This is a genomic window from Dyadobacter soli, from assembly GCF_900101885.1.
Taxonomy (GTDB): domain Bacteria; phylum Bacteroidota; class Bacteroidia; order Cytophagales; family Spirosomataceae; genus Dyadobacter; species Dyadobacter soli.
Genome location: NZ_FNAN01000003.1, coordinates 456,174 through 468,234, shown reverse-complemented (window position 1 = coordinate 468,234; position 12,061 = coordinate 456,174). Strand labels below are relative to the sequence as shown.

The following is a 12,061-nucleotide window of genomic DNA, read 5'->3' as shown; positions in this document are numbered from 1 at the left end:
AATATACGCACTATTGTGCTTACATATTCTTTAAAATAAGCGCCCGCAACCGTTCGTCGTGCTGGTCGCCCCACTGGCCTACGGCGCCGATGACGGGGATGAGCGATTTGCCGAAGTCAGTGAGAAAATATTCGACTTTGGGCGGCACGACGGGGTAGATCACCTTACCGACGAGCTCGTGGTTTTCCAGTTCTTTCAACTGCACATTGAGCACCCGGCGGGATGCATCTGGAATCTTCCGTTGCAGCTCGCTGGGGCGCTGGAAGCCTTCGTTGATAAACCACAGCAGCCGCATTTTCCATTTGCCGTACAGCACTTCGCCAATCAGGTCGAGCCCGCAATTCAGGTTGGGCGTTGTCTTTCTTTCGTACATAATGCAAATATAGTTACATGGCTGGCGCGGTTCAATAGGGATAAATTTATCCCTATCCGAATCGTAAATCCGTACTTGTCAGCGCCCGGCATACGCCCGAAATTTGTCCTACACAAACAAAAAACGTAATGGACTTCAATTTCGAAAACGAGCTCTCAGGCAAAATCGCGCTGGTAACCGGAGGCACCAAAGGCACAGGCAAAGCCATCGCGGACCGCCTGTCAAAGGCCGGCGCGACGGTGATCGTCACCGCCAGAAACAAGCCGGAAGATCAACCCGGTCACATTCATTTTATCGCCGCCGATCTGAGCAGGCCGGAAGGGACACAGAAAGTAGTCGAAGAAATACTCGCCGAATATGGGCATCTCGACATTCTGATCAACAACATGGGCAGCTCGGAAACGCCTGGCGGTGGATTTACGGTCCTGTCGGATCATGATTGGGAAGCAACTATTCAAACCAACCTGCTGGCGCCCGTTCGGCTCGACCGCGGCTTTTTGCCCGGCATGGTCGGCCGCGGCGAAGGCGTGATCATCCACATCGCGTCCATTCAAGCCAGGTTGCCGCTTTACGACTCCACCCTTCCCTACGCTGCGGCCAAAGCCGGCCTGGTCAATTACAGCAAAAGCCTGTCGAACGAGGTGTCGCCGAAAGGCGTGCGGGTACTTACCGTATCGCCCGGCTGGATTATGACCAGTGCGTCGGGCAGGATGATCGAGCGGATCGCCGACAGTTCGGGAGGCACCATTGAGCAGGCTACCCACAGCGTCATGAATGCATTGGGCGGCATTCCATTCGGCAGGCCCGCCTGGCCGGAAGAAGTGGCCGAGCTCGTCGGATTCCTCGCTTCGCCCCGCGCCGCCTACCTGACCGGGACGGAATACGTGATCGACGGCGGCACGATTCCGACCATTTAGAAAAATCCGTAAGTGATTCTATTAAAGCATCTTAATAAAATTCAAAACACAACAACTATGCAACTTCCAGCAAACATCGAAGGCCTTGTGGAGGCCCAAAACACGCAAAACAGCATTGCATTTGCACAATACTTCTCGGAAAAAGCCACCGTCGCCGATGAAGGGCATTCCTATACAGGCCGGGCCGAAATCGGGCGATAGAGGCGGCTTCCACCCGTTACATTCAGCGATTTTGAGCCGCCGTTCGGCGATTATTTCCCTGTGCCCGGTGCATATGCTCTTAGTTTTGATCACAAGTCAACTGATCAATCACCTTTCTTAACTTCCTAAGAGCATGTCGGAAAAATTGAAATGGGCAAACTGGTATCGTACCGAGGGTTGCCGGCACTGGATGGACAAAACTAAATTTGCGGGCGTATCCTTTACCAATATCATGTATGAGGGCATGCGGGCGGTGTTTCTGGATGAAAAAGGAAACCCGGGCATGCTTTATACGGGTGAAGTTTACGAACATTCCAAGCAGGTAGTGGCTGAAAATGGCAGACGAAACGGGTTCGATGAAGGAGATCAGATCAAATACCTGCGTAACGGACTTTTCAAATTTGAAGACAACAGCGATTCCATCCTATCCCCCATCCTGGATCTGTTCCAGGGCCGCCTGCGTTTTCAGGGACCGGACAAGGAAGATTCGAAAAGAACCAAATACGCCGAAGCGGATGTCGGAGGCGACCATATCGATGTTCACTTTTACAATATTGTCGCCGACGCGACAAGCGGGCAAGGATCTTTCCTGGCGAATGGCCCGTTGCCTCAGAATGCCAGTGGTGTCACACAGCTCGCCTATTTCACAGCCGCCGTTATCCTGCATGAGATCGTCCACTTTGAGGGTTTTACACATCCCAAAACCCCGGACCACGAAAGCGGAAGCGACTATGCTTCCAGCCTGCCGCATGTGGCCATGCTTTCGGTGTTAAGGGCTGCACACGCAAGGCTAGGCACCTCCCAACTCCCATTATTTACCCCCAGTCCCAAATGGCATGCCTGGGAAAATCTCGGCGGACAAGTGAAAGGCGACATCGGCGCCGTATGCGTGCCGGGCACCAATGAGTATCCGCTAATCCTTCCCACCGGGCTGTTTATGCAAGAGGAAAAGACGGGGCCGTTTACCATAAATACTGGGACGGTGTATGGCATCCCTGGGAAAATTTGGGCGGCAATATAAAAGGAGACATTGCCGCGGTGGCCATCCCCGGCTCCAACGTCACCGACCTGTATGTCAGAGGAATGGATGATACATTATGGCAAAAATACTGGGACAACGGATGGAGTGACTGGCAGCAGGTTGACCCGGGTTTCAAACTGGCTTCCTCTCCCGTTGCGGTTTCGGCGGGCCCGTCCCACCGGTCCATTTATGCCAGGGGAACGGATGGAAGCGTATATCATAAATCCTGGAAATGATGGCTGACCAAGTCATACATTTATTACAGCACGCACCCCTGACCGGTAGAATCCTGCATTTTTGTCTTATTAAAATACCAAAAATCAGGATGGGCAATTTGCATGCAGGGATATCCGTACGACACCGAGGAGGCCAACGAAGACCGGCAGCGCTGGACAGCCCTTATCGGGGGCGACAGGAATGCGCTGGGCGCCCTGTTCGACGCCTATGCGCGGCAGCTGCTGGTGTATGGTTACCGTATTTGCGGGGATAAAACAATGGCCAGGGATGCCATCCAGGATGTATTTGTGAACCTCTGGCTGTATCGCGCCAGCCTTGCGCCGGAGGTTCGGGTGAAATTTTACCTGTATAAAAGTCTGCGGCGTGCATTGCTCAAACAAATGGCCGCCACCCGCCCGACCGGCACCGATGAATGGGAGAACCTCGCCGAGGCACAGCCCTCGCCCGAAGCGGAATGGGTCGTGAGCGAAACCGAAAGCCAGCGGAGTCACCGGCTGCTCCAATCACTTAGCGTCCTTTCCGACCGGGAGCGCGAGGTGATTTCCCTTAAATACTTTTCAGACCTTAAAATCAGGGAAATTGCCGCCCTGTTGGAACTCCGGGAACAGACCGTTTCCAACACGCTCCAGAATGCATTGAACAAACTTCGTAAACACCTCGTCCTGGGCTTCCTGTTCTGCCAGGTGTTGTTTGAAAAAATATTTTAGAAAAACTGCATTTTTCTTTGGTAGTAAAACCCTACCCCGCTCATCTGTATTTTAAAAGGGCAAATATTTCCCGTTTAAATACAGATGAGCGACTATTTGACTTACGAACCGGAGGATTTTGCCAGTGACGACTTCTTCATTCACTGGGTCAAATCGACGGATATAGCGGCGGAAACTTTCTGGCAAAACTGGCTGGAAACGTACCCTTTCAAACGCCCGGCCGTGGAGGCCGCCCGCCAGCTCGCGCTCATCACGCAAAATTTGCCCGAACCCCACATTACCGAAGCGGAACTGGATGCATTGAAGGAATCGGTTTTTAATGAAATCGACCGGGCGGAACCTGTGCGTCGCCCCATCTGGCATTACCTCCCGAAATGGGCCGCTGCCGCTTGCATCAGCGCATTGTTGCTGGCCGCGGGCTGGTTTATCACGCGTGAAAACCGGCAGGCCGATGCATCTTACCCCCAACTGGTAGCCCGCGCGGCGGAAAAATACGACCTGATCGAAGTTAAAAACCTGACCAGAGCCGTGCGCCTCGTAAACCTGCCCGACGGCAGTTCGGTAATCCTCAAAAAAGGAAGCATGCTCTCCTACCCTACGGCCTTCGACAAGGCTTCGCGCGAGGTGTATCTCACGGGCGAGGCCTTTTTCGAGATAGCGCGCAATCCTGAGAAGCCCTTTTTTGTCCATGCCAACCAGATCATTACCAAAGTATTGGGCACGAGTTTCAATGTGCATGCCTATCCGCACGAGCAGATCCGTGTATCGGTAAAAACGGGGCTGGTTTCGGTATACAAGGCCTCGGGTGATGATGCAAAAGCCGCGCAATCCGGCCATTCGCTCAAAGGCTTGCTCCTGTCGGCGAACCAGCAAGCCATTTACGCGGGCGACCGCATTGTGCGTGCGAGCGCCACGCAGGAAGCAGTATCACCTGTGAACGAGGCAGTGATGACCTTTGAATACGAAGAAAGACCGGTAGGCGAAATTTTCGCGGAGCTGGAAAAAGCGTATGGCATTACCGTCGTATACGACACTACCGTTATCGGCAAATGCCCCGTTACCGCATCACTGACGGGCGAGCCGCTCAACGAGAAACTGAAACTGCTGTGCAAGGCCGTGCGCGCGAGCTACGAAACCGTGGGCGGGAAGATCGTAGTGTCCGGAAAAGGCTGCGAATAGGCAGAATGACTCTTTTTTACCCAAACCATTTATTCCAACCCTGACAGCCATGCCAATGAGACACTGACCAACTATTAGCTATGCGTAAAAAGAAAGCCGGCAAAGTGGGTGCTTTGCCGGCCGGAAGATCCCGATCATCCTGGCAGATGAAACAGGATCAGTATGTCAAAACTTCTCAAATTTTAACAAACGAAAGTATGCAAAGAAAGGAACGATTACAACAGCTGTTGTGGACGACTATGAAACTGACCTTTTACCAGCTATTAATGCTCGCCATTTGCTGCGGACTGGCCTCCGCCGGCACCACGGATGCGCAGGATATCCTCGGCCAGACCGTGACGGTGAAGATCGTCGACCAGAAGATCCGTAATGCGTTGCAGGTGGTCGAAAAAAGCTCGAGGGTGAAATTCGTGTACAGCTCGCGCGTGATCGACAGCGAGCGCCGCGTGAGCCTGCACCTCACCAACGCGACCGTGGCCGAGGTGCTCGACAAGCTCCTTCGCCCCCTGCACCTCACCTGGGAAGTGTCGGGGCGGCAGATCGTGCTCGACAGAGCGGAGAAGTTACCTCCGCCGGCTGAACCGGGCGAAACGATGATCGACGCCGACCTGAAAATCAGTGGAAGAGTGGCCGACCATAGCGGCAGCCCGCTGCCCGGCGTGAGCATTGTTTTGAAAGGCACCCAGAAAGGAACGACCTCCGATGCCAGCGGCGCATTCGAGCTCGACGTGCCGGATGAGCAGGCAGTGCTGATCTTTTCTTTTGTAGGATATATTTCGCAGGAGGAGGTGGTCGGCACGCGCCGGACGCTGGATATTTCACTGAAAGTCAATGAAAAATCATTGGAAGATGTGGTGGTAGTAGGTTACGGTTCGCAGAAACGGAAGGATGTGATCGGCAGCATTTCGACGATCAAATCGGAGGTACTGGAAAGTTCCTCGGGCTCTACCAATTTCAGCGCGCTAATGCAGGGCCAGGCTTCGGGTGTGAGCGTGCAGTCGTCGTCGGGGCGGCTTGGCGCGGCGGTGAACATTACCATCCGCGGCCTCAGCTCCATCAGCGCCGGTACCAGCCCGCTCTGGATCATCGACGGCGTCCCCATTCTCACCGACGTCACGATCGGCAACAATGGCTCGGCCGCGCAATCGCCGATGGCGCTCATCAACCAGTCGGATATCGAATCCATTCAGGTATTAAAAGATGCTGCGGCTACGTCGATCTACGGTTCAAGGGGGTCGAATGGCGTGATCATGGTGACCACCAAGTCGGGCGCGACAGGCAAGGCCTCGCTGAACCTCGATTACAGCACGGGCATTTCGCAGCTGCCTTTCCAGAAAGTGCAGTTTTTAGATACCAAAAGATGGTTTCAGATGAAAGACGAGTCGAAGCAGGCTTATGGCCTCGGGCCGTTTGAAATGAGTGACTTTTACTCATCAAAACCATTCGCCACCGAATTCCTTACCCGCCAGCAGGCCGAATCCATCAATACCGACTGGCGCAAGGAAGTGACCCGCACAGGCAGTTTTCACAATGCAAACCTGTCGGTAACGGGCGGCGACAAAATCACCAAGTACTACGTTTCGGGCAATTACCGGAAAGATAAAAGCGTGATGACCAACGAGGACCTTCAACGGATCGGCGTGCGGGCAAACATTGACCTGAAACCATTGCCGCGCCTGGACATCGGCACGAAGATCAACCTCTCGATGTCGAAAGGTAACCGGGGCAAAAACGGCTCATTCAGCGAGGATGGCAACAAAAGCGGCACCAATGGCGGTTTCAGCTTTGTCAATACCACCACCGTACCTTTCGAGCCGGTGTACAGTTTGCAGAATCCCGCATTATTCTACAATCCTTATACAGGTAACCCGCGGGCGAGCAGCGACCCGGCCAACATGGTGGAACAGCTGGATATGTACCGCGTGCTTACCGACGTGTATGCCGAATACCGGTTCCCGTTCCTGGAAGGGCTCTCGGCCCGGACGCAGCTTTCGATGGATTTTGTGCAGGCCAACCGCAATTTCTGGGTTTCAGACGCCATCCGTTCCAATGGATCCATGGCGGAGGACAATGCTTCCACGTCCAAAAACATCAACTACAACCTCTTCTTGACCTACGACAAAAGCTTCGGCGACCACGCTTTGAACCTCGTCGGTGGTGCGGAATCGCAACGCTCCACGTCTTGGTACCGCAGCATGGAAGGCCAGAACCTGGTGGGCACTTATCCGCAACTCGGCACGCCGGCCAACCTTACCACCATGTTTTCGGGGCTGAACGGGGAGCGTTACCTGCTGGCCTATTTCGGGCGGGCCAATTACAAGTTCAAGGACAAATACCTCGCCGGGATCAGTCTACGCCGCGACGGTTCGTCGGTATTTACTTCCAAATACCGCTGGGGCACCTTCCTCGCATTCTCGGCAGGCTGGATCGTATCCGACGAGGCTTTTATGGGTAATTTTGGTAAAAACCATTTCATTAAACTCCGCGGCAGCTACGGCCAGACGGGCAATGCGGGCATTCCGGCAAACCTGGACGTGTCCAACTATGCCACCGGTTACGCCTACGGCAGCTCGGATGTGCTGGCTACCAATGGTACCCTGCTGACCTCCATCGGCGTGAAGACGCTGTCGTGGGAAACGACCAACAATTTCGATGCGGGGATCGATTTCGGCTTTTTCGGCAACCGCATTAACGGTTCGCTGGCTTACTATAATAAATATGTGAAAGACCTGCTGCTCGCGAGCACATTACCGACCTCCTCCGGGATCAGTTCGATATGGGGAAACATCGGGGACCTGGTCAACAACGGTGTGGAACTGAATATTACCTCTTCGAACCTGAAAGCACGGAACCTGAAATGGCAGACTTCCCTGAACCTTGCATTTAACCATAATGAGGTAAAAAAACTGACGCCCCAGGTCGACAGATCCGGGACGGGCATGGCCGTGCTGCCGTTTATTTCCAAAGTGGGCTACCCGGTGCGCGACTACTACCTGGCCGATTTCGCCGGCGTAGACCCGCAAACTGGCATTTCGCAGATTTACGCGCTGGATAAGGAGTATTACACCCAAACCGGCGAAACCCGTCGTTTGAAAGGCGCGCAGGGCGAGGAAGTCCTGCTCACTGCCAACAGCGCCAATGTGAATGCCAACCTGTTTCATTTGAAAGGCAAAAACGGCATCCCGAAATTCTACGGCGGCATTACCAACCGTTTCAACTACAAAGCGTTCGATTTCAGCTTCCTGGTAACTTTTTCGGGCGGGAACTACATTTACGACACTTTCATGCGCGACATCGTCGTGCAAAACTCCAATGGCGAGCAGTTACAGGAAGTGTACGACAACTACTGGCGCAAGCCGGGCGACGTGGCCAAATACCAGCGCCTGACCTGGAAAGGCAATGTCAAGATGGAGGACGGCTCCATTGTAGGGCTGGGCGATCCGCGGATTTACACCGACCAGTTTTTGTACAAAGGTGATTTTGTAAAGATCAAATCCATCTCGCTCGGCTACTCAGTACCACGGCGGGAGCAGCGCAAATTGTTCCAGAACCTGCGCATTTACGCGACGCTGGAAAACCTTTACACTTTCACGCAGTACCCTGGCTGGGACCCCGAGGGACAGTCGACGGTGTATCAATGGGATTTGCCTCAGCTGTTTTCCGCCACCGTGGGCGCCTCCATTAAATTCTAAATCATTGGTTATGAAAAAGATATTACTTCTCACAGCGCTGATAATGCAGGTTAGCGCATGTAAAAACGACGATTTCTTCGATCTGGAAAGGCCCGTCCAGAGCCCGTGGACGAAGCTCAGTGAATTCGACCGGGCGGTTGTAGGCCCGTACGCATGGCTCTTTTCAAAAGGGGATTGGGGTAATGTGTACAATTATTGGTATTTGTATAAAAATGCCATCGCCGACGATGTGGCCTGGGCAACACCCGGTGACGGCACCTGGGGCTGGTACCGCGACACCGAGGCCAACAAAGCCTGGACGGACGATATTTTCAACACCTCATACAGCGCGATCTCGTCCGTCAACGACGCCATCCAGTTTGTAGACGACGCCGGCGGGACCCCGTTCCCCAATATGACTGCCGAAGACAAGCAATATAACCTCGACCGCATCGTGGGCGAGCTGTATTTCATCCGCGGGTTTGCCTACTATATGCTGGCGACCACCTTTTGTACCGCTTACGTGCCCGGCGGCCCCAACGACGCCAAGCAAATACCGTTGCGGGTGAAGAAAGCCACCGATTATCAGGATGCTTCCAATCCCAAAATGGGTACCGTGCAGGAAATCTGGGACCAGATTCTCGCAGACTTCGAAAAGGCGCAGCAGCTATTGCCGGAGCGGTTCGTGACAGGCAAAATGCACGCCTCGTACCAGGCCGGGCGGGCCAACAAATTTGCGGCGGCGGCCATGTTGTCGCGCGCGCATTTCGCGATGGGCAACTATCCCAAAGCCCTCGAATTCGCTTCTTTTGTGATCGATAAGAACGGCGGCGATTACGATCTGAGCGAAGACCCGATCCAGGCATTCAACAAAAGCACGCTGGCACGGGGCAAAGAAACGATCATGTACATTCCCAGCTACGACATCACCTTTGGCAAGCAAAACCTGCATTCGACCTGCTTTTCCAATATGTTCCAGAAAACGGTATGCACCTGGACAGCTACCCACATGGACTACCAGACGCTGAAACGGATCGGCTGGATGCAGAATGCCAAAACCGACACGACGATCGGCATTGCCGCCAGACGCGACAAGCGTTTCAGCCAGCTGTGCTTCGTACGCGAGCCCGCCAACGTGCCTACCGCCCAGCGCGTACCAGGCCGCTTTTACGAAACCCGCGTAAACCTTACCTGGCGCACCATCGTGGCCGACAAGGCCGCACGCGGTCCGGGCGCGGGCTATACCAATGTGCCCCAAATCAGGCTAGCCGAAATGTACCTCACCCGCGCCATTTGCGCATTCAAGGCCGGTGATAAAAAACAGGCGGCCGCAGATCTGAACATCGTACGCAAGCGCGCATGGGACGCCCGCGTGGCAGGCGTGGCCTACGAATCATCCGGCAGCCTGGCGACTGAGGGCAATATTACCGAGCAAATGATCAGCGACGAACGGCTGATCGAAATGTTCTGCGAAGGTGACCGCATCGATTACCTCCGCGCATTGAAAACCGCCGTCGGCAACGGCGACCGCGGATCTGGCACCACGCCTTACACCTCGCAGGCATTCGTATGGCCGGTGCCGGTGGTGGAAAAGAGTTTGAACCAGGGGTATCAGTAGCAGCATTTGGAGCAGTACGCGTTGATAGAATGCGTACTGCTCCACGCTTTGGCATTATCCGATTGCACGGGTCGCATTGGGCAGCGCGCTACTGCACCTGAATGAGTATTTTTTCCCGTTGCATTTCCACCTTCACATCATATTCAACAAAACCAATTTCCTTATCAAAGATCACGCGGAGCCGGTCCGGCTGGCGCCCCAGCTCCGAAAGCCAACGCGCATAAAGCTGAACAAACGCCCGCTTGTGAGCAATAGAGATCTCGGACAGCGCGTACCTGGATTCCAGGTATGCTTTAAAGTCACTCAATGTCTTTGGATCTGTTGACCGCGAGTTGTTCGTGACATCCAAAACGAGCGTACCTTTCCAGGGAGAATGCTCCCGAATGGACAGATACAGGCGTTTAAGAGACAAGTTACTGAATGTCTGCTGCGAACGAATTTTAGCATATCCGATGGGCGATTTGCCGAGAATCGGTATGATGTCAAGGGTTTTCATAGTTGGTGTTAACAAGGTTTTATAGGGTGGACATGTCGGGATGAACCCATGGCGAGCGGTAAGCCCGGGCCAGGAGTTTGCTGGCCTCCGGATCGCCGGTCACTTCGCGCTTCACCGGGTCGTAGACAAGCGGTCTGCCGAGCTGCATAGCCAGGTTGGCCAGCAGGCAGCTTGCAGTGGAAATGTGGCCTTGCTCGATGTCGGCAACCGGCCTGCTGCTTTTTTCGATGGCTGCCAGGAAGTCGAGCATATGCAGGCGCGTGGCGGGCGCGGCATTCAGCTCGATGTTCGCTTCGGTCAGGTCTTCGGGATACTTTTCCCGTTCATAAATAACGTCTTTGCGGATTTTCTGGCCTTCCTTTTCGGCGGGAATGAAGTCGTAGCGCATGGTACTTGCCCAAAGCGTCCCCTTCTCCCCGTAAAGCGTAAATGACCACGGGTAATCGGGATTGTTGGGCGTTCCCCACGTCCGGTGCTGCCACACGCAGTTGAGTCCAGGATATTCAAAAACGGCCGATTGCGTGTCGGTGATGTTGGATTTGCCTTCTTTCTGCACATAAATACCACCCTGAGAGGCTATCTTGGACGGCCAGCCAAGGCCCAGCATCCACCGGACGGTGTCGAACATGTGAATGCACATATCGCCCATTATGCCATTGCCGTATTCGCTGAAAGTCCGCCACCAGCGCAAATGCGGCAGTCCGTCATAAGGCCTGAGCGGCGCAGGGCCGGTCCACATTTCGTAATCGAGGAAATCGGGGACGGTAGTCACGGGCGGGTTGCCATTAGCCCTCATGTGAATGTAGCAGCACATTTCCACATGCGATATCTTGCCTAGCAGCCCGGTATCGACAATATTCTTTTTGGCTTCGATCAAATGCGGCGTGCTTTTTCGCTGGGTGCCTACTTGCACCACCTTTTTGTACTTGCGTGCCGCGGCTACCATGGCCTCCCCTTCCATTACATCGACGCTGATCGGCTTTTGCACGTACACGTGCGCGCCGGCCTTCACCGCCTCGATCATTTGCAATGCATGCCAGTGGTCGGGCGTTCCGATCAGCACGATGTCCAGCTCGTTTTCGGCAAGCAGTTTGCGGTAGTCTCCATAAAGCTTTGGGGCTTTGCCGGATTTCTGACGCGCACCTACGAGCTTTGCCGCGGCAGCGAGCTGGTTTTTGTCGACGTCGCACAATGCGACTACTTCGACCGGGGCGACCTGCATCAGCCTGAACAAATCGCTTTTACCATACCAGCCGGTACCGATTAAAGCAACCCGGAAAGGCTTGGCCGGATGGATTACCTCCATTCCATAGGCACCCAAGGTAGAAAGTGCGAGTGATGCGGTGGCGCCATGCAGAAAGCGGCGCCTGTTAATGTTGAATAGATCCACAGCTTGATATCAGTATTCGGTGATTAATTTGCTTAAAACAAATACAGCACAAATAACCATCATCCGTTCTTCTGGTACCTTGCCTGAATATTCAACTTTTTTGACACATCGTGCATTTCTGTCGTCACACGCCGGTTCGAACAAATGAGGGCGCGATTTACATGCCGCGCCATCGGCCACTTTCCGGGAAATGCAAAACCTTTGCATTTTGTACATTTTTTTTACCCTGTCGTACAACTTCCGGTTCAACG

Annotated in this window: 10 protein-coding genes and 1 pseudogene; 8 read left to right on the top strand and 3 right to left on the bottom strand. The window is 54.0% G+C overall.

Features of this window, described 5'->3' with window-relative positions; translation table 11 throughout:
- Positions 1-19 precede the first annotated feature (19 nt).
- Positions 20-373, bottom strand: a complete 354-nt coding sequence (locus BLQ88_RS06260; RefSeq protein ID WP_090147691.1) for a winged helix-turn-helix transcriptional regulator — start codon at positions 371-373, stop codon at positions 20-22.
- A gap of 128 nt (positions 374-501) precedes the next feature.
- Here BLQ88_RS06260 and BLQ88_RS06255 point away from each other — a divergent pair, with 128 nt between their 5' ends.
- From BLQ88_RS06255 to BLQ88_RS06225, 8 genes and pseudogenes are all read left to right on the top strand, one after another.
- Positions 502-1,290, top strand: a complete 789-nt coding sequence (locus BLQ88_RS06255) for an SDR family oxidoreductase (protein ID WP_090147689.1) — start codon at positions 502-504, stop codon at positions 1,288-1,290.
- A 57-nt stretch (positions 1,291-1,347) separates the two neighbouring features.
- Entirely contained in the window at positions 1,348-1,491 is a 144-nt protein-coding gene (locus BLQ88_RS36695) for a hypothetical protein (RefSeq protein ID WP_176884919.1), read from the top strand.
- A 133-nt stretch (positions 1,492-1,624) separates the two neighbouring features.
- Positions 1,625-2,512: a hypothetical protein gene (locus BLQ88_RS37715; RefSeq protein ID WP_090147687.1), complete on the top strand. Its 888-nt coding sequence runs from the start codon at positions 1,625-1,627 to the stop codon at positions 2,510-2,512.
- A pseudogene (locus BLQ88_RS06245) lies at positions 2,470-2,748 on the top strand (DUF8189 domain-containing protein); the annotation flags it as partial. The gene BLQ88_RS37715 and the pseudogene BLQ88_RS06245, both read left to right, overlap by 43 nt.
- A gap of 102 nt (positions 2,749-2,850) precedes the next feature.
- The gene (locus BLQ88_RS06240; protein ID WP_090147684.1) at positions 2,851-3,456 is read left to right on the top strand and encodes an RNA polymerase sigma factor; all 606 of its coding nucleotides are present in this window, start codon (positions 2,851-2,853) and stop codon (positions 3,454-3,456) included.
- 84 nt (positions 3,457-3,540) lie between these two features.
- On the top strand, positions 3,541-4,635 hold the full coding sequence (locus tag BLQ88_RS06235; RefSeq protein WP_090147683.1) for a FecR family protein: 1,095 nt from the start codon (positions 3,541-3,543) through the stop codon (positions 4,633-4,635).
- A gap of 197 nt (positions 4,636-4,832) precedes the next feature.
- On the top strand, positions 4,833-8,327 hold the full coding sequence (locus tag BLQ88_RS06230) for a SusC/RagA family TonB-linked outer membrane protein (protein WP_176884918.1): 3,495 nt from the start codon (positions 4,833-4,835) through the stop codon (positions 8,325-8,327).
- 10 nt (positions 8,328-8,337) lie between these two features.
- Complete coding sequence (locus tag BLQ88_RS06225; RefSeq protein ID WP_090147680.1) at positions 8,338-9,924, top strand: RagB/SusD family nutrient uptake outer membrane protein; 1,587 nt, start codon at positions 8,338-8,340, stop codon at positions 9,922-9,924.
- An 88-nt stretch (positions 9,925-10,012) separates the two neighbouring features.
- Here BLQ88_RS06225 and BLQ88_RS06220 read toward each other — a convergent pair whose 3' ends face one another.
- Together BLQ88_RS06220 and BLQ88_RS06215 are read right to left on the bottom strand one after the other, a co-directional pair.
- Complete coding sequence (locus BLQ88_RS06220) at positions 10,013-10,420, bottom strand: hypothetical protein (RefSeq protein ID WP_090147679.1); 408 nt, start codon at positions 10,418-10,420, stop codon at positions 10,013-10,015.
- A gap of 19 nt (positions 10,421-10,439) precedes the next feature.
- A complete protein-coding gene (locus BLQ88_RS06215) occupies positions 10,440-11,810 on the bottom strand; it encodes a Gfo/Idh/MocA family protein (protein ID WP_090147677.1) in 1,371 nt (456 codons plus the stop codon).
- Between the last annotated feature and the right edge of the window lie 251 nt (positions 11,811-12,061).

Bases quoted from the DNA above. Each gene is read 5' to 3' on its own strand.
- BLQ88_RS06255 (WP_090147689.1), top strand. From the start codon at position 502: ATGGACTTCAATTTCGAAAACGAGCTCTCAGGCAAAATCGCGCTGGTA.
- BLQ88_RS06235 (WP_090147683.1), top strand. From the start codon at position 3,541: ATGAGCGACTATTTGACTTACGAACCGGAGGATTTTGCCAGTGACGAC.
- BLQ88_RS06240 (WP_090147684.1), top strand. From the start codon at position 2,851: ATGCAGGGATATCCGTACGACACCGAGGAGGCCAACGAAGACCGGCAG.
- BLQ88_RS06230 (WP_176884918.1), top strand. From the start codon at position 4,833: ATGCAAAGAAAGGAACGATTACAACAGCTGTTGTGGACGACTATGAAA.
- BLQ88_RS06260 (WP_090147691.1), bottom strand. From the start codon at position 373: ATGTACGAAAGAAAGACAACGCCCAACCTGAATTGCGGGCTCGACCTG.
- BLQ88_RS36695 (WP_176884919.1), top strand. From the start codon at position 1,348: ATGCAACTTCCAGCAAACATCGAAGGCCTTGTGGAGGCCCAAAACACG.
- BLQ88_RS37715 (WP_090147687.1), top strand. From the start codon at position 1,625: ATGTCGGAAAAATTGAAATGGGCAAACTGGTATCGTACCGAGGGTTGC.
- BLQ88_RS06220 (WP_090147679.1), bottom strand. From the start codon at position 10,420: ATGAAAACCCTTGACATCATACCGATTCTCGGCAAATCGCCCATCGGA.
- BLQ88_RS06225 (WP_090147680.1), top strand. From the start codon at position 8,338: ATGAAAAAGATATTACTTCTCACAGCGCTGATAATGCAGGTTAGCGCA.